The sequence below is a fragment of the Sphingomonas sp. ABOLG genome (assembly GCF_003950435.1).
GTDB classification, from domain to species: Bacteria; Pseudomonadota; Alphaproteobacteria; order Sphingomonadales; family Sphingomonadaceae; genus Sphingomonas; species Sphingomonas panaciterrae.
Genome location: NZ_QQWW01000002.1, coordinates 122378 through 144672 on the forward strand (window position 1 = coordinate 122378; position 22295 = coordinate 144672).

19 protein-coding genes and 1 other RNA gene are annotated in these 22295 nt (G+C 66.6%); 14 read left to right on the forward strand and 6 right to left on the reverse strand.

Annotated features, from left to right (window positions below; all coding sequences use genetic code 11):
- Positions 1-122: 122 nt before the first annotated feature.
- A complete protein-coding gene (locus tag CA236_RS02605) occupies positions 123-1088 on the forward strand; it encodes a pyridoxal-phosphate dependent enzyme (protein ID WP_241212492.1) in 966 nt (321 codons plus the stop codon).
- An 89-nt stretch (positions 1089-1177) separates the two neighbouring features.
- Positions 1178-1345 carry a hypothetical protein gene (locus CA236_RS18680; RefSeq protein ID WP_164518828.1) on the forward strand — a complete coding sequence of 56 codons (168 nt, stop codon included), beginning with the start codon at positions 1178-1180 and terminating at the stop codon, positions 1343-1345.
- A gap of 57 nt (positions 1346-1402) precedes the next feature.
- Here the strand turns inward: CA236_RS18680 and CA236_RS02610 are convergent, their stop codons facing one another.
- The gene (locus tag CA236_RS02610; RefSeq protein ID WP_046410080.1) at positions 1403-2059 is read right to left on the reverse strand and encodes an alpha/beta hydrolase; all 657 of its coding nucleotides are present in this window, start codon (positions 2057-2059) and stop codon (positions 1403-1405) included.
- Between the two features lie 73 nt (positions 2060-2132).
- On the opposite strand from CA236_RS02610, the gene CA236_RS02615 reads away from it, so the two are divergent.
- From CA236_RS02615 to CA236_RS02645, 7 genes are all read left to right on the forward strand, one after another.
- Complete coding sequence (locus tag CA236_RS02615) at positions 2133-3227, forward strand: aminotransferase class V-fold PLP-dependent enzyme (RefSeq protein WP_125944433.1); 1095 nt, start codon at positions 2133-2135, stop codon at positions 3225-3227.
- Complete coding sequence (locus CA236_RS02620) at positions 3224-4309, forward strand: cysteine desulfurase family protein (protein ID WP_125944434.1); 1086 nt, start codon at positions 3224-3226, stop codon at positions 4307-4309. Before CA236_RS02615 ends, CA236_RS02620 begins: the two co-directional genes overlap by 4 nt.
- Positions 4306-4614: a 2Fe-2S iron-sulfur cluster-binding protein gene (locus CA236_RS02625; protein ID WP_125944435.1), complete on the forward strand. Its 309-nt coding sequence runs from the start codon at positions 4306-4308 to the stop codon at positions 4612-4614. Before CA236_RS02620 ends, CA236_RS02625 begins: the two co-directional genes overlap by 4 nt.
- A gap of 29 nt (positions 4615-4643) precedes the next feature.
- An RNA gene (gene ffs, locus CA236_RS02630) (signal recognition particle sRNA small type) lies at positions 4644-4741 on the forward strand.
- A gap of 86 nt (positions 4742-4827) precedes the next feature.
- A complete protein-coding gene (locus CA236_RS02635) occupies positions 4828-6498 on the forward strand; it encodes a DNA polymerase III subunit gamma/tau (RefSeq protein WP_125944436.1) in 1671 nt (556 codons plus the stop codon).
- Complete coding sequence (locus tag CA236_RS02640) at positions 6495-6830, forward strand: YbaB/EbfC family nucleoid-associated protein (RefSeq protein WP_046410087.1); 336 nt, start codon at positions 6495-6497, stop codon at positions 6828-6830. Before CA236_RS02635 ends, CA236_RS02640 begins: the two co-directional genes overlap by 4 nt.
- 88 nt (positions 6831-6918) lie before the next feature.
- On the forward strand, positions 6919-7161 hold the full coding sequence (locus tag CA236_RS02645; RefSeq protein WP_046411634.1) for a hypothetical protein: 243 nt from the start codon (positions 6919-6921) through the stop codon (positions 7159-7161).
- 9 nt (positions 7162-7170) lie between these two features.
- Here CA236_RS02645 and mtgA read toward each other — a convergent pair whose 3' ends face one another.
- Positions 7171-7860, reverse strand: coding sequence for a monofunctional biosynthetic peptidoglycan transglycosylase (mtgA, locus tag CA236_RS02650; RefSeq protein ID WP_125944437.1), 690 nt, complete (start codon positions 7858-7860; stop codon positions 7171-7173).
- Positions 7861-7954: 94 nt separating this feature from the next.
- On the opposite strand from mtgA, the gene CA236_RS02655 reads away from it, so the two are divergent.
- The 5 genes from CA236_RS02655 (at position 7955) to CA236_RS19315 (ending at position 15241) form a co-directional block, all read left to right on the forward strand.
- Positions 7955-9064: a LysR family transcriptional regulator gene (locus CA236_RS02655; protein WP_125944438.1), complete on the forward strand. Its 1110-nt coding sequence runs from the start codon at positions 7955-7957 to the stop codon at positions 9062-9064.
- A gap of 153 nt (positions 9065-9217) precedes the next feature.
- Positions 9218-10228, forward strand: a complete 1011-nt coding sequence (locus tag CA236_RS02660) for a D-cysteine desulfhydrase (RefSeq protein WP_125944439.1) — start codon at positions 9218-9220, stop codon at positions 10226-10228.
- The gene (locus CA236_RS02665; protein ID WP_046410093.1) at positions 10228-10950 is read left to right on the forward strand and encodes an amino acid racemase; all 723 of its coding nucleotides are present in this window, start codon (positions 10228-10230) and stop codon (positions 10948-10950) included. The genes CA236_RS02660 and CA236_RS02665 overlap by 1 nt, the downstream gene beginning before the upstream one ends.
- 201 nt (positions 10951-11151) lie before the next feature.
- Positions 11152-12426 (forward strand): M20/M25/M40 family metallo-hydrolase, encoded by a 1275-nt coding sequence (locus CA236_RS02670; RefSeq protein ID WP_125944440.1) that lies wholly within the window; start codon positions 11152-11154, stop codon positions 12424-12426.
- Between the two features lie 19 nt (positions 12427-12445).
- Positions 12446-15241 carry a M14 metallopeptidase family protein gene (locus CA236_RS19315; RefSeq protein WP_125944441.1) on the forward strand — a complete coding sequence of 932 codons (2796 nt, stop codon included), beginning with the start codon at positions 12446-12448 and terminating at the stop codon, positions 15239-15241.
- Positions 15242-15310: 69 nt separating this feature from the next.
- Here the strand turns inward: CA236_RS19315 and CA236_RS02680 are convergent, their stop codons facing one another.
- From CA236_RS02680 to CA236_RS02695, 4 genes are all read right to left on the reverse strand, one after another.
- Positions 15311-16105, reverse strand: coding sequence for a hypothetical protein (locus CA236_RS02680; RefSeq protein ID WP_046411637.1), 795 nt, complete (start codon positions 16103-16105; stop codon positions 15311-15313).
- A 101-nt stretch (positions 16106-16206) separates the two neighbouring features.
- A complete protein-coding gene (locus CA236_RS02685; RefSeq protein ID WP_206430494.1) occupies positions 16207-17670 on the reverse strand; it encodes an efflux transporter outer membrane subunit in 1464 nt (487 codons plus the stop codon).
- On the reverse strand, positions 17670-20909 hold the full coding sequence (locus CA236_RS02690; RefSeq protein ID WP_125944443.1) for a multidrug efflux RND transporter permease subunit: 3240 nt from the start codon (positions 20907-20909) through the stop codon (positions 17670-17672). Before CA236_RS02690 ends, CA236_RS02685 begins: the two co-directional genes overlap by 1 nt.
- Position 20910: 1 nt before the next feature.
- On the reverse strand, positions 20911-22137 hold the full coding sequence (locus CA236_RS02695; RefSeq protein ID WP_125944444.1) for an efflux RND transporter periplasmic adaptor subunit: 1227 nt from the start codon (positions 22135-22137) through the stop codon (positions 20911-20913).
- Positions 22138-22295 lie beyond the last annotated feature (158 nt).

Here is a 22295-nt window from a genome sequence, read left to right on the forward strand (position 1 = left end):
AGTTGACGAAATCACTGCCTTGCGGTGGAAGTCCCATGGGGCAGCGGAGGCGCGAGTTAGGTTTAGAGACCCCATATGTAAAGACCTTTTCCGGGGTAGTGTTTCCCGGCAAAGGGTGGCCCGTGACCATTTTGCGACAGCCCACCCGTGCAGGCGTCCGCGACGCTGCGGCGAAGATCGCTGCGATCCTGCCCCCGACCCCCTTATTCGTGAGCGAGATCAAGGGGATCCCGGTCGCGTTCAAGGCAGAATCGCTGCAGCCGATCGGTGCGTTCAAGATCCGCGGCGCGTGGCACAGGCTGACCGCGATGGACCATGCGGCGCGGGCGCGCGGCGTGGTGGCATTTTCGAGCGGCAACCATGCGCAGGGAATCGCCTGGGCGGCGCGGCGCCTGGGTATGCCGGCGAGCGTCGTCATGCCGTCTGACGCGCCACGCGCGAAGGTCGAGGGCACGCTGGCGCTGGGTGCCGAGGTTGTCCGCTATGACCGCCACGCCGAGTCGCGTGAGCAGATAGCCGCATCGCTGGCCGAGGCGCGCGGCGCCACGCTCGTCCCCAGCTTCGATGATCCGTGGATCATCGAGGGGCAGGGCAGCGCCGGGATCGAGGCCGCGGCCCAGATGGAGGCGGCCGGGCTGGGCGCACCCACGCGCGTCCTGGCGCCATGCGGTGGCGGTGGCCTGGCCGCCGGCCTGGCGCTGGCGCTTCCCGAGGCGGCCATTACCGTGGCGGAGCCCGAGGGGTGGGACGACATGCGCCGCAGCCTGGAGGCGAGCTGGATACTGCCGGTCGAGGATTCGCCGCCGACGACGGCGTGCGATGCGTTGATGACCAAACAGGTGGCGTCGCTGACCTTTGACGTGTTGGCGCGTCGCGATGCGCAGGGCGTGGCGGTGAGCGAGGAACAGGTTGCGGCCGCACAGCGCTGGGCAGCCGAGAAGCTGCGGCTGGTAGTGGAGCCGGGCGGCGCGGTTGCCCTGGCTGCCCTGCTCGCCGGGAAGGTCGCGGCCGAGCCGGGCACGTTGGTGATCCTGTCAGGCGGCAACGTGGATACGGCCGCTTATGCGCGGGTGCTCGCCGGCGGCTAACGCGCGACACGCTGTAGGCGGCGCCTGATCAATATGCAGACACGGCCAGCGCGGGCGGCCGGCAATTACATCACAGTCAGAAGGACATCATGGACGCCATTGCCAATGCAGCCCCCGCGATCGCGATTCTCGCGGCTTTCGCCTGTGTCCTGGGCGGAGGCTGGATGATTCGGTCCCGCCGCGATCCGAAGCGTGGCTGGCTGCTGATCATCATGGCGCTGGTGCTGTTCGGCAATGTCGCAATTTGGACGCTATGACGCGTCACAGCGCGATGGGTGCAGCGAGCGGCGCGGTGCCGCTCGCTGCCACACCGATTACTTGATCGGGCAGTTGGGGTCGAGCCGCATGTCGAGATAGCCATCGACCGACTTCATCAGGTCGTCCATCTCATGCTCGAAGAAGTGGTTGGCGCCCGGGATCACATCGTGATGGATGGTGATGTGCTTCTGGGTGCGCAGCTTGTCGACCAGCTTCTGCGTGGCCGGCGGGGTCGCCACTTCATCCTCGGCGCCCTGGATGATGATGCCCGACGAGGGGCACGGGGCGAGGAAGGTGAAGTCGTAGAGATTGGCCGGCGGGGCGATCGAGATGAAGCCGCGGATTTCCGGACGGCGCATCAGCAGCTGCATGCCGATCCAGGCACCGAAGCTGAAGCCCGCGATCCAGGTCGTCTGCGCCTCGGGGTGGAAGCTCTGCACCCAATCCAGCGCGCTGGCAGCGTCGGAAAGCTCGCCGACGCCATTGTCGAACGTGCCCTGGCTCTTGCCGACGCCGCGGAAGTTGAAGCGCAGGGTAGCGAAGCCGCGACGCTGAAAGGTCTTGTAGAGCGCCTGGACGATGTGGTTGTTCATCGTGCCGCCGGCGGTAGGGTGCGGATGCAGAATCATCGCCACCGGTGCGCGCGGCTTCGGGGCGGGTGCAAAACGTCCCTCGAGGCGGCCCTCGGGGCCAGGAAAGATCACTTCAGGCATCGTTACTCTTGTCTGTGGAGGGCGCCGGGTGTGGCGCCATGAACGCCGCACTATATAGGGGATGCATCGGAATATGGAACGAGTTTTGCCCGAGCGCCTCTATCTGGACCATGCTGCAACCACCGCTATCACCCCTGCCGCGCGTGAGGCGATGGCGCGGGGCGTGGCGCTATGGGCCAACCCGTCGTCGCCCCATGCCGAGGGACGCGCGGCGCGTGCCGCGCTTGAGGAAGCGCGGCGTGCGATCGGCACCGCCTATGGCTGGCAGCATGAGGTGCTGTTGACGAGCGGGGCGAGTGAATCGCTGGCCATCGCGCTTGGCCGGGCGGTTGCCGGACCACGCTTCATTTCCGCGGTCGAGCATGACGCAGTGATGCGCGCGGCGGGCGAGCAGGCCCATGTGCTGCCGGTGACGGCGCACGGGCTTGTCGATGTGGCGGCGCTGCGGGGGCATGCTTGCTGGAGCAGCGACCGCGCGCGGGGGCGGCCGATCACCTGCATCCAGTGGTGCAATAGCGAGACTGGCGTGATCCAGCCGATCGCCGAGATTGCGGAGATCGTGCACGCCGCTGGCGGGCTGTTGCTGGTCGATGCAGCGCAGATGCCGGCGTCGGATGCGCTGTCGGCACATGCGGATTTCATCGCAGTGTCCGCGCACAAGCGGGGCGGGCCGCCGGGGGTGGGGGCGCTTCTGATCCGCGATCTGGCGACGCTCCAGCCCACCGGCGGGCAGGAACGGGGCTATCGCGCGGGGACGGAGAATGTGCCCGGGGTGCTGGGCTATGCCGCAGCACTCGGCGAGAATGAGCCGGATCACAAGGAGTTGCGTGCTATTCTTGATGACGCCATCATGCGATCGGGCGGTGAAGTGGTGGCGAAAAACGCGCCGCGTCATCCGGCGATCGGCAGTTACCGGCTGGCCGGCATGAGCGCCAACGCGCAGCTGATCCGCCTCGACATGGCGGGCATTTCGGTGTCGGCGGGGAGCGCGTGCGCGAGCGGCAGCCTGAAGCCGAGCCATGTGCTGCGCGCCATGGGGTGGTCGGAAGAGGCCTGCCGCGAGGTCATTCGGGTAAGCTTTGGCCGCACCACGGACAGATCGGCCGTCCAGCGGTTCATTTCGGCCTGGCGTGACATGGCGCGCGGCGCGCGGGTGCTGGCGGCGTGATCTACCTCGATTATCAGGCGACGACGCCGCTTGCCCCCGAAGCGTTCGAGGCGATGGTGCCGTGGCTGCGCGATCAGTTCGCCAATCCCCATTCGCCGAGCCGGCTGGGTCGCGCGGCGCGAGCGGCGGTCGAGGTGGCGCGCGAACAGGTGGCGCAATTGCTGCCGCCGGGCGGGCGCGTGATCTTCACCAGCGGGGCGACAGAGGCGCTGAACTGGGCACTGAAGGGCACGTCGGGTTCGCTGATCACCATCGCCAGCGAACATGCCGCGGTGCTGGACACGGCCCGCGCCGAGCAGGCGCGCGGACGCGAGCTGACCGTGTTGCCGGTGCGCCCCGATGGACGCATCGACCTGTGGGTGGCGCATCGCGTACTGGGGCAGGGCGCGGGCGTGCTGGCTGCGATGCTGGTCAACAATGAGATCGGCGTGATCCAGCCGCTGCCGGAACTGGTACGCGCGGCGAAGCGGCATGGCACGTTGGTGCTGTGCGACGCGGTGCAGGGATATGGCCGCATCGCCATCCCGGAGGAATGCGACCTGGTGGCGATTTCCGCGCACAAGATCCACGGACCCAAGGGGATCGGCGCCTTGTGGGTGCGCGACGGCGTGTCGATCGAGCCGCTGCTGCATGGCGGCGACCAGGAGGGTGGCCGCTCCGGCACGCTGAGCCCGGCGCTGTGCGTCGGATTTGGCGTGGCAGCGCGGCTGATGGGCGAGCGGTACGAGGCGGATGCCACGCATGTCGAACGGCTGTGGGCACTCGCCACCGAGCGGCTGAGCGGCTGGACGATCAACGGATCGGCGGAGCACCGCTATTGCGGCAATCTCAACGTCCGTCGCCGCGGCCTGGATGTGGCGCGGTTGATGAGCGATTGCCGTGACGTCGCCTTTTCGGCCGGATCGGCGTGCGCCAGCGGTTCGGGGCGGACCAGCCATGTGCTGAAGGCGATCGGGCTGCTCGATGCCGATGCGCGGTCGTCCATCCGGCTGGGCTTTGGCCGCTACACCACCGAGGCGGACCTTCGCGCCGGGCTGGATGCGATCGTCGCGGCTGCCGACGCGCAGCTGATGATGGCATGAAGATCCGTTTCATCGACGAGGATGGCCGGGCGATCGACACCGATGCGGCGGCCGGGGAGCGGCTGCTCGACGTGGGCCAGCGGATCGGCATGCCACTGGAAGGGACGTGCGAGGGGCAGATGGCCTGCGCGACCTGCCATGTCATCATCGACGCGACCGACTTCGATCGCTTGCCCCCAGCGAGCGAGGAAGAGGAGGATATGCTCGATCTGGCGCCCGGTGCGACGCGCACCAGCCGGCTGTCGTGCCAGATCGTGCTGGACGATGCGATGGACGGCCTGACGGCGCGTATCGCGCGCACTTGAACACCGCGCATTGCTCGGCCATATGGCGCCCCGGGAGTCGGGCGGACGTAGTCGTCGCCAACCTGGTCAGATCCTGACGGAAGCAGCCACAACGATTTCGCTGCGGGTCGTTCCGGCTCCCACCGCAGTGCGCAGCGCGACGCAGCGCTCCCCCTCGCCAATCGGCAAACAGCCCCTTCGACAAGCGCGGCCTGCGACACTAGATAGGCGGCGATGAGCGACTCTCTTCTCGGCCTGGACGAACCCTCGCAGCCAACGCGTGGTGGGGAAGCGTATCGCGTGCTGGCGCGTAAATATCGCCCGCAGACGTTTCAGGCGCTGATCGGCCAGGAAGCGATGGTGCGGACGCTGGAGAACGCGATCCGGCGTGACCGCATCGCCCATGCCTTTCTGCTCACCGGGGTGCGTGGTGTCGGCAAGACGTCGACCGCGCGGCTGATCGCCAAGGCGCTGAACTGCATCGGCCCCGATGGCACCGGCGGGCCAACGATCGATCCCTGCGGCGTGTGCGAGCCGTGCCGCGCGATCGCGGAAGGCCGGCATATCGACGTGATCGAGATGGACGCGGCGAGCCATACCGGCATCGACGACATCCGCGAGATCATCGAGGCGTCGCGCTATGCCGCGGTGTCGGCGCGCTACAAGATCTACATCATCGACGAAGTCCACATGCTGTCCAAGGCGGCCTTCAACGGGTTGCTCAAGACGCTGGAGGAGCCGCCGGGGCATGTGAAATTCCTGTTCGCCACGACCGAGGTGAACAAGGTGCCGGTCACTGTCCTGTCGCGATGCCAAAGGTTCGACCTGCGCCGCATCCCGGCGGAGAAGCTGGCTGAGCATTTCGCCGCGGTGAGCACGCAGGAAGGCGTGTCGGCCGAGCCCGAGGCGCTGGCGCTGATCGCGCGGGCGGCGGAGGGATCGGCGCGCGACGGCCTGTCGATCCTGGACCAGGCGATCGCCCATGCCGATACCGAGGGCAGCGGCGTATCCGCCGCCGCGGTGCGCGAGATGCTGGGGCTGTCCGACCGCGGCGCGGTGCGCGACCTGTTGGCGCTGCTGCTCGCCGGCGATGCGCCGGGGGCGCTGGCCGCGCTGCGGCGGCAATATGATTACGGCGTCGATCCCACCGGCGTGCTGCGTGCGCTGCTGGAGGCGGTGCACGGCATCACGCTGACCAAGGTCGGGACGGCCGAGGACCCGGCACAGCCCGCCGAGGAGCGCGCGGCCTATCGCGAATGGGCGGAGGCGTTATCCTTCCCGCTGCTCCACCGCCTTTGGCAATTGCTGCTGAAGGGGCATGACGAGGTGGCGCGCGCCGCGTTGCCGATCGAGGCGGCGGAAATGACGCTGCTGCGGGTGATCCATGCCCGGTCCTTGCCCGACCCGGGCGAGCTTGCCCGCGCGATCACCAAGGGGGAGGGCCCTGCCGCCACCTCGCCGCAGTCTGCCAGCGCGGCCGCACCCGCACCCGCGCCGGCGCCGGTCGCGGTGGTAGAGGAACCCGCCGCGCCCGCGATGCCCGAGACCTTTGCCGCCCTTGTCGAGCAGATGGAGGTGCATGGCCATCATCTGCTGGCCGTGCGGCTGGCACATGGGGCGCGGATCGTCAGCTACCAGCCGCCGGAGATTGTGCTGAGCGGCACTCGGCCGATCGCCGCCGATACATTGTCGGAAACGGCGGCGGCGCTGCGGACAATCACAGGTGTCGCGTGGAAGCTCAGCCTGCTTGATGCGCCGGGTGAGCCAACGCTGAAGGAGGCGCAGGACGCCGTCGCGGAGGCGGAACGCCAGGCGGTGCTCGCCTCGCCCATCGTGCAGGCGGCAATGGAGGCGTTTCCGGACGCCGAACTTATCGATTGGCCTAACAAGAGGAATAGCGCGTGAAGGATATCAACGAGCTTCTCGCCGCAGCGCAGAGCGCGGCAGAGAATGTCCAGAAGCAGATGGACGAGGCGCAGAACACGCTCGACAAGATCGAGGTCGAGGGTGTTTCCGGGGGCGGCCTGGTGAAGATCAAGGCGAGTGCCAAGGGTCGCATCCTGTCAGTATCGATCGACGATTCGCTGATCGTGCCGAGCGAGAAGCAGATGCTGGAAGATCTGGTCGCCGCAGCGTTCAACGATGCGCGCACCAAGGCAGATGCCGTGTCGTCACAGGAAATGGCGAAGATGACGAGCGGCCTGCCGCTGCCGCCGGGCTTCAAGCTGCCGTTCTGATGATGTAGCCGCGGCGCGCTTCATTGCAGCGCTGGAACAACAATTGATCGGTCAACGTTGCGCTTCATCAGTAATGATGGAGAAACACATGACCGACGAACGTGTGACCGAGACCTCCACGCCGAATACGACGATCATCGAGCGGCGTGGGGGCGGTGGCGGCATGCTGATCGGGCTTGCCGTGCTGCTGGCGGTCGTGGTTGCCGCCTTCTTCCTGTTCAATCAGTCGAAGAACGACAATATGGAAACCCGGGCGATCAGCTCGGCCGCCAAGAGCGTCGGCGACACGGCCGACAAGGCTGGTGCCGCGATCGAGGGCGCTACCAAGTAATTTCGTCGATCAGGGGTTGGGCGGCCGGATACAGGCGTCCAGCCCCTGCCGGCGGACCACGCCGACGTAGCGAGCGATCGTATTGCCGTGGCGGCGGACAAAGCCGCTGGGCGCGACAGCCTCGCGCTTCTTCGGCAAGGGCAGTACCGCGGCGATGCGGGCCGCCTCGGTCGGCGTCAGCTTGCTCGCCGAGTGATTGAAATAGCGCTGCGCGCCCGCCTCGGCGCCATAGGTGCCGATGCCGGTTTCCGCGACGTTGAGATAGACCTCCATGATCCGCCGCTTGCCCCAGATCGCCTCGATCAGGAGGGTGAACCATGCCTCGAACGCCTTGCGGATGTAGCCGCCGCCCTGGAAGAGGAAGACGTTCTTCGCCGTCTGCTGGCTGATTGTGGAGCCCCCGCGAATCCGGCCTCCTTGCGCGTTGCGATAGGCGGCGCCGGCAATCGCCTCCAGGTCGAAGCCGTGATGGCTGCAGAATTTGGCGTCCTCCCCGGCGATCGCGGCCCGCGCCATGTCGGGATCGATCCGATCGAGCGGCATCCATTGCTTGGTGACGGAGCGGCCGGCCAGGAGATCGCCGAGCATCGTGAAGGTGAACGGCGGCGGCACGAAGCGGAGCGCGACGACCAGCAACACCGACAGGGCGACGAACCAGAACGCCGCCTTCAGCAACCATCGTAGCACGCGTGTAGCCATGCCGTGACGCTAAGCGCCAAACGCCGCCGGGCGCAACGGGGCGGAAGCTGCGGCGATTGCCCGGGCCGCGGGGTGCCGCTGTTTCATTGATGCCATGGGACGTGCCGATTGTGGTCGGACACATGCAAAAGGCATAAGCAGGTTAGAACAAAAAGTTATGTTCGAGGTCGCCAGAGGTCTGGCGAAAACGCTGCTCGATCTGATAACGTTCCTTCATAACCATAAAACGCCGCAGCAGGGACGAGAGCAAGATCAACCGGGGAGCGTCATGAACCTGCGCCACATCGAGGTGTTTCACGCCGTCTATTCCGTGGGATCGATCAGCGGTGCGTCGCGTCTGCTGAATGTATCCCAGCCATCGGTCAGCAAGATCGTGAAGCATGCCGAAAGCCGGCTCGGCTTCCGGTTGTTCACCCTGGTGCGCGGCCGGCTGACCCCGACCGAGGAAGCGCATATCCTGTTTCGCGAGGTGGACGATCTGCACAGCCGGATCGACACCTTCCAGCGGGCGGCGCGCAACCTGCGCTCGCCGTCGGAGGGGCATATCCGGATCGGTGTGCTTCCCTCGCTGGCGCTGGCGAAGCTGCCGCGCGCGATCTCGGTCTTTCGGCAGAAGTGGCCGCGTGTGACCTTTGAGGTGTCGGCGATCCACCATGACGAATTCCGCGCGGCGCTGATGTCGCGCGAGTGCGACTTCGTGATTGGTCACCATGCGGTAGGTGACCCCGAGATCGCTGCCTTCTCGCTCGGGCAGGGGTGCGTCGGCGCGCTGTTCGTCGAGGGCATGTTTGACCGTGATTTAAGTGCGATACCGATCGATCTTCTGCGCAGCCAGGAACTGATCGGGCTCGCGCCGAGCGTGTCGATCGGCGACCTGATTGCACCTGTCATGGCCGGCACGCTGAAGAGCACACCCGCGATCCAGGTGAAGTCCGTCTATATCGCGGCGGCGCTGGCGCGGAGTGGATCGGGGGTTGCGATCGTCGACCAGTTCACCGCTCAGGCCTTTGTCGGTGACGACCTGCATTTCCGCCCCGTCGAACCGGCCGTGACCTTTGGCCTGTCGGTCCAGCATCTCTCCGCGCATCCGCTGTCGCGGGTCGCGCGCAGCTTCACCGACCTCATGGCGGGGATGATCGAGGCGCAGGGGCCGAGCGCCGAGCGGGATGATTGCCGAAATGCTATGGGTGCCCGCCAACACTGAAAGCTTGTCGAACAACGGCCTGCTGTGTGAACTGCGGTGCAGGAGATCGATCCAGTCCCGATGACGGCCGGAGACGGCGCTGGACGATCGTGGAACACCAAAGGGTCGTCCGGGCGTTGAACGCCCCGACCAGCAGGATCGGAGCCGACCATCATGAATCTCGCGCGTTTCGCGCGCCGGCGCTACACGCCCGGCGCAACCCCGATCGAGCCCATGCCGCATCTGACCAAGGCGCTCGCCGGGCCGGAGCTCTTCATCAAGCGTGACGACCTGCTCGGCCTGACCGGTGGGGGCAACAAGACCCGCAAGCTCGAATTCCTGGTTGCGGATGCGCTGGCGCAGGGCGCGGATACGCTGATCACGGTCGGCGCAGTGCAGAGCAACCATTGCCGCCTGACGCTGGCCGCCGCGGTTCGCGAGGGGCTGAAATGCCGCCTCGTGCTCGAGCAGCGTGTGCCGGACAGCTATGACAAGACCGCGTCGGGCAACAATTTACTGTTCGACCTGCTCGGCGTCGAGGCCGTGACGGTGGTCGCGCTGGGCGATGATCTTCAGGCCGCGATGGAGAAGATCGCCGGCGACCTCGCGGCCGAGGGGCGGCGCGGCTACATCATCCCCGGTGGCGGCTCCAACCCGCTGGGCGCGCTCGGCTATGTCGCCTGCGCCGAGGAAATCCTTCAGCAGTCGTTTGCCGATGGCGTCGCGTTTGACCGGATCGTCGTGGCGAGCGGCAGCGCCGGTACCCATGCGGGGATCGTCGCCGGCCTGATCGGCAACAGCGCGGGCATCCCGGTGACGGGCGTCAACGTGCGGCGTCCCCGCGCGGAGCAGGAGGCGAATGTGCTTCGCCTGGCGCGGGAGGTTGCCGCGCTGGCCGGGGTCGTTCCCGAGATCACGCCGGACGAGATCGAATGCCGCGACGAATGGGTCGGGCCCGGCTATTCGCTGCCGACCGAGGAGATGGTCGAGGCGGTACGCCTGTTCGCCTCGCTCGAAGGGGTGCTGCTGGATCCGGTTTATACCGGGAAGGCGGCGGCGGGGCTGATCGGCATGGTCCGTTCCGGCGAGATCCATGCGGATGAGCGCGTGCTCTTTGTTCACACCGGTGGCTCGCCCGCGCTCTATGCATACCAGCCGCTGTTTACCGGCGACGCTGCCTTCTGATGACCGACCACCCGCTGGCGATCGGCGTGCTGGGGGGCATGGGCCCCGCCGCGACGATCGATTTCATGGCGAAGGTCCTGCGCCACTCGCAACGCGGCGCAGCGCGGGAGCAGGACAATGTGCGGGTGATTGCCGACAGCAATCCCGCGCTGCCCGATCGCAATGCCGCGATCGCGGGCACCGGTCCGTCGCCGGCCCCGGCGCTCGCCGCGATGGCGCGCGGGTTGGCGGCGGCGGGGGCGGGCGTGCTGGCGATGCCATGCAACGCCGCGCACGCCTTTGCCGATGCGGTGCGCGCCGCCACGCCGCTGCCCTTCGTTCACCTGATCGACGAGGCAGTGGCCGCCGTCCGTCGCCGCCATCCCGAGGCGCGGCGGATCGGCGTCCTTGCCGTCGCTGGCGCGGCGGAGGCGAAGCTGTACGAACGCGCGCTGGATGCGGCTGGGCTCACCGCTGTCACACCCGACGATGCGGCACGGGCAGCGTTCATGGACGCGATCTGGCAAATCAAGCGGGGCGAGCTTGATGTGGGCACGGCTGGGGTACGCGCAACGGCGCACCACCTGCTGGATCAGGGCGCAGAGATTATCATCGCCGGCTGTACCGAAGTGCCGCTGGTGATCGCCGACGGCGAGCTTCCCGTGCCGCTGATCGACGCCACCGACGTTCTTGCCGAGCGCACGGTCGCGTATGCGCGGGGTGAGTGGGGGCGAGGCGCTTAGCCTGCGGTTATGCGACGTTGAACAATCAATCAGTTCCCTGACGCGATTGGCACTCGTCCCCGCCACTTTCGTGAGTAGCATGCGGTGAACAGGCGATCGTGACTGCAAGAGCGGCGCGACGCACATGGTGCCGACTTGGCGGTACCGGCGACATGGTGGTCGCCGCGATCGCCGGCGGTACATCGCAACGAGGGGGCATGAATGAAGACGCTGTTGACCTTGGCATTGCTGGCGAGCGCGATGGCGCCGGCAGCGGCAGTCGCGCAGAACCGGGACGCAGCAGCCAAGCAGTTCCTGTCCAGCCCCAAGTTCGCCGCCGCCAAGGCCAAGCTTGCCGCCGATCACGATCGCGTCGTGGCGGATGTCATCACGCTGACCGAGATTGAAGCGCCGCCCTTCAAGGAAGCCAAGCGCGCCGCCGCATTCCTGGAGATGCTGCGCGCCGAAGGGCTGACCGACCTGACCACCGACGCGGAAGGCAATGTGTACGGCACCCGCAAGGGCACCGGCGGCGGGCCGCTGATCGTCATCACCGCGCACCTTGATACGGTGTTCCCCGAAGGCACCAACGTGAAGGTGCGGCGTGAAGGCAACATGCTCTACGCGCCGGGCATCGGCGATGACACGTCGAGCCTGCCGGTGCTGCTGGCGTTCATCCGCGCGATGAACGAGGCGAAGTTCACCACCAAGTCGGACATCGTCTTCATGGGCAATGTCGGCGAGGAAGGGCCGGGCGATCTGCGCGGCACGCGCTATCTGTTCACCAAGGGGCCGCTGAAGGATCGAATCGGCTACTTCATCTCGCTGGAGCCGGGGCGCGCGGGGCGCATCACCAATGCGGGGGTCGGATCGAAGCGCTACAAGGTGACATTCTCGGGGCCGGGCGGCCATTCGATGGGCGATTTCGGCCTGGTGAACCCCGCCTATGCCATGGCCAATGCCATGGTCGAGTTCGGCAAGATGAAGGTGCCGGCGGAACCGCGCACCGTGTACAATGTCGGCCTGCTGGAAGGTGGCACCTCGGTCAATTCGATCCCGTTTTCGACCGCGATGACGGTGGACATGCGGTCGGTCGGCAAGGCCGAACTGGACACGGTGGAGAAGAACTTCCTCGCCATGTTGCCGGGCGCAGTAGCGGCGGAGAACGCCGCGCGGCCCACCGCCAAGGGCAAGATCACCTATGAGGCGAAGCAGGTCGGTGACCGGCCGGTCGGCACCACGGCGTCGTCGACCGACATCGTCCAGATCGCGACCGCCGTCACCAGGGCAGCGGGCTTCACGCCCAGCTATGGCGCGGGATCGACCGATTCCAACATTCCGATGAGCCTTGGCATCCCGGCGGTGACGCTGGGATCCGGCTTCCAGACGATGCGGGCGCATTCGCTGGAAGAGGCGATGGTGGTCGACAAGCCAAAGGACGTGGACAGCATGGCGGTGAGCCTCGCCACATTGCTGATGCTTGCGGGGGCGAAGTAAACAGGGGGAGCAGATCACGATGCGCGCATTGATGCTGGCAGCCACAGGGCTGTCGATCGTTTTCGCCAGCGGCGCGGCAACCGCCCAGTCGCGGACCGTGACCGACCCGGTCGCGGTGCTCAAGGCAAAGCCGGGCTCCGACTATTTCCTCGCCAATTACAAGCAGATCAGCGAGTGGCTTCAGAAGGTGTCACAGGAAAGTGACCGGATGAAGCTGGTGAGCATCGGCAAGACCGCCGAGGGTCGCGAACAATATATGGCGATCATCTCGTCGCCAGAGAACATCCGCAACCTTGATCGTTATCGCGGCATTGCGCAGCAGCTCGCGCTGGCCAAGGGGCTGACCGACGATCAGGCGAAAGCGCTGGCCGACCAGGGCAAGGCCGTCGTGTGGATCGACGCCGGGCTGCATGCGACCGAAGTCGTCAACGCGCAAAGCCACGTTCAGCTGATCCACGAAATGCTGACGCGGACTGACCCCGAGACGATGCGCATCCTGAACGACACGATCGGGCTCTATGTGTTCGCCAACCCGGACGGGCTGGACCTCGTTGCCGACTGGTACATGCGCCCCGCGGACAAGGCGAAACGCAGCACGAACACGATCCCCGTGCTTTACCAGAAGTACGTCGGGCACGATAACAACCGCGACAGCTACGCCTCGCACCAGCCCGAGACTACCAACATGAACCGCGCGGCCTATCGCGAGTGGTTCCCCCAGATCCTCTATAACCAGCATCAGACCGGGCCGGTTGGCACGGTGGTGTTCATCCCGCCCTTCCGCGATCCGTACAATTTCAACAACGAGCCGCTGGTCATCAACCAGACGGATGCCGTGGGTACGGCGATGCATGCGCGACTGGTGGCGCAGGGGAAGGGCGGGTCAGTCTCGCGATCGGGCGCACCCTATTCGACCTGGTTCAACGGCGGCGTCCGCACGGTCGGCTATTTCCACAATCAAATCGGCATCCTGACCGAGATCATCGGCAGCCCGACGCCGATGGAAATCCCGCTCGTGCCGGCGAAGCAGCTCGCCACATCCGATGGCGTGATGACGATCGCGCCGCAGAAATGGCACTTCCAGCAGTCGATCGATTACGTGAAGGAAATGTCGCGGGCGATCCTCGACTATGCCTCGCGCAACCGCGAGACGGTGCTGTTCAACCGCTACGTCATGGGTCGAAACCAGATCCAGAAGGGTAGCGAGGATAGCTGGGTTGTCACGCCCAAGCGGATCGACGCGGTCAAGGCGGCGGCGGAGCGGCTGAAGAAGGAGAGCGGCGGTAGCGCGCTAGACGATCTGGCCGGGTATAACACGCGCGATATCGTGCCCTCCACGCTGTACCAGACGATCCTGCGCGATCCACAATATCGCGCGCCGCGCGCGTTCGTGCTGCCGGTCGACAAGCAGGCGGATCTGCCCACCACGGTGGATTTCCTCAACTCGCTGATCAAGACCGGGGTCGAGGTGGAACGGGCGGACAAGCCGTTCAGCTATGGCGGCAAACGCTATGCCGCCGGCTCGTACATTGTGCGGTCCGACCAGGCGTTTCGCCCGCACGTGCTCGACATGTTTGAGCCGCAGGACCATCCGCAGGACTTCGCCTATCCGGGCGGGCCGCCGATCCGGCCGTATGACATCACCGGCTACACGCTGGCGTATCAGATGAACGTCACGTTCGATCGCCTGCTCGACGGCGCGCCGCAGCATTTCCCGCAAGTCACCGATGTGATCCAGACTCCGCCGGCCGGGCGCGTGATCGGCGACGGTGGGGCGGGTTATGTCGTCAGCCATGCGACCAACAACAGCTTCATCCTGACCAATCGGCTGCTGAAGGCCGGAGTGCCGGTGTACTGGCTGAACCAGGGTGTGACCATTGGCGGCGAGCAGCTGGCCCCGGGCGCCTTGTGGATCCCGGCGGGCGGCGCTGCGAGCGGCATCGTCGATGGTGCGGTCAGGACGCTGGGGATCGATGCGCATGCCGTTACCGCCAAGCCTGCGGGCGACGCGGTGAAGCTGAAGCCGGTGCGGATCGGGCTGGTGGACCATTATGGCGGCTCGATGGCGTCGGGCTGGAACCGCTGGATCTTCGAGAAGTACGAATTCCCCTACACGCGGGTCTATCCGCAGGAGCTCGACAAGAGCGGACTGAACGCAAAATATGACGTGCTGGTGTTCCAGTCGGACGTGCTGGGACGCGAGGGGCGGCCGCCACAGAAGCAGCCGGATGCCGCCGACCTGCCGGCCGAATGGCGCGCTACCCTGGGTCATATCACCAGCGAGAAGACGGTGCCGCAGATCGCTGCCTTCGCCAAGGCGGGCGGTACCGTGATCGCAGTCGGCGGCGCAACACGTCTCGGGGCCGAGATGGGGCTGCCTGTCTACAATGCGCTGACCAGTGTCGATGCATCGGGCAAGCGCGTGCCACTGCCGAGCACCAAATTCTATGTGCCGGGTTCAGTGTTGCAGGCAAAGGTCGATCCCAGCGACCCGCTGGCGTACGGCCTCCCCGAGTCGCTCGACATCTTCTACAACAACAATCCGACCTATGCCGCGGTGCCGGGGCAGGCGGGTGTGCGGCGGGTGGCGTGGTTCGCCAGCGACGATCCGCTGCGGTCTGGCTGGGCCTGGGGGCAGAAGGCACTGAACGGCACGGCCACCGTGATCGACGGGACACTGGGGCAGGGCCGGGTTTACCTGCTCGCCAATGAAGTGACGCAGCGCGGCCAGCCCTATCCGTCGTTCAAGTTCCTGTTCAATGCGGCGCTCTATGGCCCGACCCAATCAGGACAGACCGCTCGCAAGGCGGACTGATCGCTAACGCGTTCGATTGTCCGCGCCGGTGATCTGGCGCGGACAATCGATCCCGTAAGATGCGCGGGATCAGGCGTGGCCGACGGTAGGGTACGCCATGGCGCGTAGCAGGCCGCGCCGATCGAACGGCTTCCAATCGTCCTCCGGCTGGGCGAGCCGGTCGGCCACCGCATAGAGGACGGCAGGATTGACCGGCATGCCGAAGTGGCTGCCAAAGATCTCGATATTGTCGGTGGTGGCGCAATGCGGCTCGACGCAATTGGCCCAGGGCACGATGCCGTCGTCGCGGCTCCAGATCGCGGTGGACGGGACGGTCAGCTGCTGCGCGGCCTCGCCCATATAGCCAAGAGCCACCGGGTCATCGATCTTGTGCCCCGACAGATATTCGTAGATCCGCCACACCCGCGTCGATCGCGGCGTGCCAGAGAACGGCGCGCCGAGGGTGATGACCTGCCGCACCATGGCCGGGCGACGGTGGGCGATCACGCGGGCCATGATCCCGCCCAGGCTCCAGCCGACGACGCTGACGCTGCGCCCCTCGGCAGCGTGGATCGCCTCGAGCCGGGCGATCAGCTTCTCGCCCTCCGATCCGATCGAACGCGGGCCCCGGTTGCGCCCGAGGTCCCAGCCGTGAACGTCATAGCCGAGCCGGCGAAGGTAGAAGCGCAGGATTCGCGTCGACTTGTCCGAGGCGTTGAAGCCGGGGATGACGAGGACGGGATGACCGTCGCCATGCGGGACGCTGGCGAGCGCCGGGGCGGCCCAGGGCAGCATGCCGAACTCCAGCAGCGCGCGGGGCAATTCGGTGAGCGCCAACAGCGGGGAGGGCGGCGCCACCACCGTATCCGCCGCATCATTGGCCATCGTGTGCGTCTCCTCCGCGTCCGCGAACAACGGACAGAACCGGACAAGGTTCTGCCGCGCGGCCGCATAATCCTGACTATATGGTGAGGATTACGTGCCGGTCACTGCGGGTTCAGCGCGGATGAGCCCACCAGGGCCGGGGCAGGGACGGCGCCCGCCGCGTTGACCGCGAGCTGCGAATCGCCGCCGAGCGTGCGGTAGAGCGTCACCAAATTCGTCGCGCGGATCAGGCGGGTCTGCACCAGCTGCTGCTGCGCTGCGTAGAGAGAGCGCTGCGCGTCCAGCGTGGTCAGGAACGGCTCCACCCCGCCGCGATAGCGCGCATTCGACAGCTGGTAGGTGTCTTGCGCGGCGGCGGCGAACCGCTCGGTCGCGGCGAGTTCATCACTGATGGTGCCGCGGCGGGCGAGCGCATCGGCAACTTCGCGGAACGCGGTCTGGATCGTCCCTTCGTATCGGGCAAGCGCGGCCTGCTGCTGCGCGCGGGTCTGCGCCACGCCGGCCCGTGCCGCGCCGCCGGCAAAGATTGGATAGGCGATGTTGCCGGTCGCGGTCTTGGTCAACGCGTCACTGCTGATCAGCGAGGAGAGCGCCGTGCTGGCAAAGCTGAACAGCCCGGTCAGCGAGATGCGCGGGAACAGCGCGGCGCGCGCAGCGCCAATTTCGGCGTTGGCGGCGCGCAGATCATATTCGGCCTGCACCACGTCGGGCCGGCGCAGCAGGACCTGGCTGTCGAGCCCGGCCGGCAGCTCTGCCACTGTGCCGGCGGCTTCCTCGATCGAGGCGGGCAGAAGCGTCGGGTCGATCGGCGCGCCGACGAGGAGTTGCAGTGCGTTGATATCCTGCGCCAGCGCGGTGCGCTGGCTGGCGATATTGGCCTCCGCCGTGGCGAGGATCTGCTCCGCCTGGCGCAGGTCGGTGCGCGGCGCGATGCCGCCCGACACGCGCGCGCGGGTGAGGTCTACCGATCGCCGCGCGGCTGCGGCGGTGTTCTGCGCGATCTTCAGCAGGCTCTGGTCCGCCGCATAGGTAAGCCAGGCGCTGGCAACATCGCCGGTCAGCGTCAGGCGGACGGCACGCGCGGCGGCCTCCTGACCGAAATAACGCGCGAGCGCGGCGTCGCTGAGCGAGCGGACACGGCCGAACAGATCCAGTTCGAACGCGCTCGTTCCCAATGTTGCCTGATAAGTGGTGCCGCCGACGGCGAAATTGCCGCCCGCCGCCTGCCGGCCGATCTCGCGCCGGGTGATGGTGGCGCCGGTGTCCACCTGCGGGAACAGCTCCGCACGTTGGATGCGGTATTGCGCACGCGCTGCCTCGATATTGGCGACGCTGGCGCGAAGATCGCGATTGTTCGCGAGCGCCTGGTCGATGAGACGCTGCACCCGTGGGTCGCGGAAGATGTCACGATAGGTGACGCTGGGCAGCGCGGCCTCGCTCTGCTGCAGATAGGCGTCGCCCGTCGGCCACGACGCCGGGACCGGAAGGTCGGGTCGCACATATTTGGGCGCCATGCTGCATCCGGTGAGCGCGGTGCCGAGCAGAAGCGGCAGGAGGAGGCGCATCACGATTGCTCCAGCTGCGGTGTGCCCTTGGGGGGCACATTATTGTCTTCAGGCGGGCGGTGGCCGGGTTCCTCGCCGCGCAGCTTTGCCATGCCGTCACGGAAGCCGCGACGCACCAGCACGAAGAACAACGGGATGTAGAAGATCGCCAGCACCGTCGCGGTGAACATGCCGCCGATCACCGCCGTGCCGATGGCAATGCGGCTGTTCGCGCCAGCGCCGGTGGAAATGGCAAGCGGTAGCACGCCGAAGATGAAGGCGAGGCTGGTCATCAGGATCGGGCGAAGGCGGATGCGCGCTGCGGTCAGCGCCGCTTCGATGACGCGCGCGCCCTTTTTCTCTTCCTGCTCGGCAAATTCGATCATCAGGATGGCGTTCTTCGCCGCGAGCCCCATGGTCGTGAGCAGGCCGATCTGGAGGTACACGTCGTTCGTGAGGCCGCGCAGCGTGACGAAGGCAACTGCGCCGATCAACCCGACCGGGATGACGAGCAGCACCGCCAGCGGGATCGACCAGCTTTCGTACAAAGCGGCGAGGCACAGGAACACCACGATGATCGACAGGCCGTAGAGCAGCGGGGCCTGGCCCGCCGACAGGCGTTCCTGATAGGAGATGCCGGCCCAGGCTACGCTGGTTCCCGGGATCTGTCGCGCGAGTTCCTCGATCCGCGCCATTGCGTCACCCGAGCTGCCACCCTGCGCCGCCGAACCCTGGAATTCGAACGACTGGATGCCGTTGAAGCGTGACACGGTCGTTGGCGCCTGCGACCAGCTGGTCGACGCGAAGCTGGAGAAGGGCGCCATCTGCCCGTTCGCGCCGCGCACGAACCATTGGTTCAGCGAATCGGGATTGTCGCGATAGGGCGCATCGCCCTGCACGAACACGCGCTTCACGCGGCCACGATCGACGAAGTCGTTGACGTAGCGGCCGCCCCAGGCGGTCGACAGCGTCGTGTTGACGTCGGTCTGCGACAGGCCGAGCGCTGCGATGCGCTGCGGATCGGTGTTGACGCGCAGCGTGCCGATATCCGGCAGTTCGGACAGGCGCACGCCCGACAGCTTCGGATCGGCATTGGCCATCGCCAGCAGCTTGTCGCGCGCCGCGGCAAATTCCTTGGTGCTGAGGCCGCCGGTATTCTGAAGCTCCATGGTGAAGCCCTCGGACTGGCCAAGGCCACGGATCGCGGGCGGGACCAGCGCGAACACCTGCGCATCGCGGAACGCGCGGAAGGCGGCTGCGGCACGCGCGACGATCGCGTCGGCCGAGTTTTCCTTGCCCTTGCGGTCCGCCCAGTCCGTGAGCGAGATGAAGCCCTGACCGGTATTCTGCCCGGAAGCGCCGCCACCGCCGCCGCCGGCGACGGTCAGCATCGTGCGGACGTTATTCTTCTCATACTCCTGGAAATAATGCTCGACTGCCTTCTGCACTTCCTCGGTGCGGGCGCGGGTCGCGCCGGCGGGCAGGCGGAACTGCACCTGCGTGCCGCCCTGATCCTCGGTCGGCAAGAAGCCGGTGGGAAGGCGAAGGAACAGCACGGCGAGCAGTGCGACGATCACCAGGTAGATGCCGACGAACAGCCACTTGCGATCGATGACGCGGCGGGTGGCAGCGACATATCGCTCGGTCGCGCGCTCGAAACTGGTGTTGAACCAGTGGCTCGCGCGGTCGAGCCGGTCGCTGACCCAGCCGAAATGGCGCGCGAAGCGACCTTCGCGGCGGTCCTCATCCTTCTTGTGGCGCTGCTTCAGCAGCGTTGCAGTGAGCGCGGGCGACAGGACGATCGCCACGGCGACCGACAGCACCATTGCCGAGATGATGGTCAGCGAGAACTGGCGGTAGATCACGCCGGTCGACCCGCCGAAGAACGCCATCGGCAGGAACACCGCGGAGAGCACCAACGCGATCGCGATCAGCGCAACGGTGATCTCGTTCATCGACTCGATCGTCGCTTCACGCGGCGTCATGTCGGGATTTTCCTCAAGCAGACGCTCGACATTCTCCACGACCACGATCGCGTCATCGACGAGCAGACCGATCGCCAGCACCAGCCCGAACAGGGTCAGCGTGTTGATCGAGAAGCCCGCCAGATAGAAGACCGCGAAGGTGCCAAGCAACACGACCGGCACCGCAATCGTCGGGATCAGCGTCGCGCGCCAGCTCTGCAGGAAGACGAACATGACGATGACGACGAGGATGATCGCCTCGATCAGCGTCTTCACCACTTCGTCGATCGACAGCTTGATGAAGTCCGTCGAATCGTTGGCGTAGGCGACCTTGATGTTGGGCGGATAGGTTTTCGCGATGCGCGCGATCTCCGCCTTCACCAGTTCCGCGGTGGTCAGCGCGTCGGCGCCCGGCGCGAGCAGGATGGCGATGCCGGCGCCCGGATGGCCGTTGATCCGGCTGCTGGCATTGTAGTTTTCGGAGCCGAGCTCCACCCGCGCCACATCGCCGACGCGCACGGTGGCGCCCGATGGCAGCGTCTTGAGGATGATGTCGCGGAATTGCTGCGGCGTCTGGAGGCGCGACTGAGCGGTGACCGTCGCGTTCAGCATCTGGTCGGACGGCATCGGCTGTCCGCCGATCTCGCCCGCCGCAACTTCGGTATTCTGCGTCTGGATCGCGCTCACCACGTCGCCCGGCATCAGCTGGAAGCTCGCGAGCTTCGCCGGATCGAGCCAGATGCGCATCGCATATTGCGAGCCGAAGACATTGGTGTCGCCGACGCCCTGCACACGGCCCAGCGGGTCCTGCAGCGTCGAGGTCATCAGGTCGGAGACGTCCCGGTTGGTCATCCGGTCGCTCTCGTCATAGACGCCGGCGATCATCAGGAAGTCCGGGTTGGACTTTCGCACGGTGACGCCCTGCTGCTGCACCTGCGCCGGCAGGCGGGTCAGCGCCTGCTGAATCGAGTTCTGGACCTGGACCTGCGCGATATCGGGATCGGTGCCCTTTTCGAACGTCGCGGTGATCGACACCGAGCCGCGCGAGCTGGACGACGAGGCGAAGTAGAGCAGGCCGTCGATTCCCGTCAGCTGCTGCTCCAGGATCTGCGTGACCGAGTTCTCGATCGTCTCCGCATTCGCGCCGGGATAGGTGGCGCGGATCGACACCTGCGGCGGCGCCACGTCGGGATATTGCGCGATGGGAAGGCCCATGATCGCACCGGCACCCGCCATCATGACGATGATGGCAAGAACCCAGGCAAAGATCGGACGGTCAATGAAGATGCGCGACATCTCAGCCGCCCTTCGCCTTCTGCTGTTGCTTCAGCTGTTCGGGCGTGGGGGGCTTGGGCTGCTGCGGCGCCGAGGCGGGGACAGGACGTACCGTGCTGTTGGGACTCAGGCGGGCGGTGCCCTGCGTGATGACGCGATCGCCGGGGTTGAGCCCGCCGGTCACGATCCAGTTCGCGCCATCGGCGCGGACGGTCTGCACCGTGCGCTGCACGGCCTTGTTGTTGGCATCAACGACCCACACGGTCGCATTGCCCTGCGGATCGCGCGCGACGGCTTGCTGCGGCACGAGAAACGCGTTGGCCTCGATCGCTTGAGCGAACACGGCACGCACGAACATGCCCGGCAGCAGCAGCCCGTCCGGATTGGGGAAGCGGGCGCGCATCGTCACGGTGCCGGTCTGCTGATCGACCACCACTTCGGAGAATTCGACAAAGCCGGTGCGACCATAATCGCTGCCATCTTCCAGCTTCAGGCGGACGGCGGCGCTGGCCGGCAATGCGCCGCCGCTGGCGAGTTGCCGGCGCAGCCGCAACAGGTCGGCCGCGGATTGCTGGATATCGACATAGATCGGGTCGAGCTGCTGGATCGTCGCCAGCGGGTCCGCCTGGCTGGTGGTCACCAGCGCACCGACGGTGAACAGCGACCGGCCGATCCGGCCGGTGATCGGGGCGGGAACGGTGGTAAAGCGCAGGTTGACGCGCGCCGTTTCCAGCTGGGCGCGGTTCTGCGCGATGCTCGCCTCCGCCTGACGCTGGGTTGCGACCGCGTCGGTATAATCCTGCTTGCTGACTGCCTCGATCTCCGCCAGCGGACGGAAGCGTTCGGCACGCACACGTGCGGCGGCCGCCGTCGCCTGCGCGCTTTGCACCGCGGCCGATGCCTCGTTCACGGCCGCGCGGTACAGGCTCGGATCGATCTGGTAGAGCGGCTGCCCCTGCCGCACCAGGGAGCCCTCCTTGAACAACCGCTTCTGGATGACGCCGCTAACCTGAGGGCGCACCTCGGAGCTTTGGTAGGCGAAGGTCCGGCCAGGCAGTTCGGTCATCAGCGGGACACGGGTCTGCTGGACCACGACATAGCCAACCTGCGGCGGTTGCCCGCCGTCACCCTTGCCCGCGGCCTTGCCCTGGGTTCCGGCGCCCTGATTGCCGGTGTCGCCGCCGCTGCTGCACGCCGCCAGAGCCACCGCGCTGACCAACGCGAGCGTTCGCACCTCTATCAACCGCATCAATCCTGCTTGCTCGTCAGATCATTAGCCGACCGGGCACACGCGAGTGCACGAACTTTCGCTCGATACATTGACCATGATCTCCGCAGAAAGCGGCCGCTCCGGTGCGGCAGCCCAGTGGCATCGTTAAGCCTGTCGCGTAATCGCTTTCAAGCGGG

Bases quoted from the DNA above. Each gene is read 5' to 3' on its own strand.
- CA236_RS18680 (WP_164518828.1), top strand. From the start codon at position 1,178: ATGGACGCCATTGCCAATGCAGCCCCCGCGATCGCGATTCTCGCGGCT.
- CA236_RS02610 (WP_046410080.1), bottom strand. From the start codon at position 2,059: ATGCCTGAAGTGATCTTTCCTGGCCCCGAGGGCCGCCTCGAGGGACGT.
- CA236_RS02615 (WP_125944433.1), top strand. From the start codon at position 2,133: ATGGAACGAGTTTTGCCCGAGCGCCTCTATCTGGACCATGCTGCAACC.
- CA236_RS02625 (WP_125944435.1), top strand. From the start codon at position 4,306: ATGAAGATCCGTTTCATCGACGAGGATGGCCGGGCGATCGACACCGAT.
- CA236_RS02635 (WP_125944436.1), top strand. From the start codon at position 4,828: ATGAGCGACTCTCTTCTCGGCCTGGACGAACCCTCGCAGCCAACGCGT.
- CA236_RS02645 (WP_046411634.1), top strand. From the start codon at position 6,919: ATGACCGACGAACGTGTGACCGAGACCTCCACGCCGAATACGACGATC.
- mtgA (WP_125944437.1), bottom strand. From the start codon at position 7,860: ATGGCTACACGCGTGCTACGATGGTTGCTGAAGGCGGCGTTCTGGTTC.
- CA236_RS02655 (WP_125944438.1), top strand. From the start codon at position 7,955: ATGGGACGTGCCGATTGTGGTCGGACACATGCAAAAGGCATAAGCAGG.
- CA236_RS02660 (WP_125944439.1), top strand. From the start codon at position 9,218: ATGAATCTCGCGCGTTTCGCGCGCCGGCGCTACACGCCCGGCGCAACC.
- CA236_RS02665 (WP_046410093.1), top strand. From the start codon at position 10,228: ATGACCGACCACCCGCTGGCGATCGGCGTGCTGGGGGGCATGGGCCCC.
- CA236_RS02670 (WP_125944440.1), top strand. From the start codon at position 11,152: ATGAAGACGCTGTTGACCTTGGCATTGCTGGCGAGCGCGATGGCGCCG.
- CA236_RS19315 (WP_125944441.1), top strand. From the start codon at position 12,446: ATGCGCGCATTGATGCTGGCAGCCACAGGGCTGTCGATCGTTTTCGCC.
- CA236_RS02680 (WP_046411637.1), bottom strand. From the start codon at position 16,105: ATGGCCAATGATGCGGCGGATACGGTGGTGGCGCCGCCCTCCCCGCTG.
- CA236_RS02685 (WP_206430494.1), bottom strand. From the start codon at position 17,670: ATGCGCCTCCTCCTGCCGCTTCTGCTCGGCACCGCGCTCACCGGATGC.
- CA236_RS02690 (WP_125944443.1), bottom strand. From the start codon at position 20,909: ATGTCGCGCATCTTCATTGACCGTCCGATCTTTGCCTGGGTTCTTGCC.
- CA236_RS02695 (WP_125944444.1), bottom strand. From the start codon at position 22,137: ATGCGGTTGATAGAGGTGCGAACGCTCGCGTTGGTCAGCGCGGTGGCT.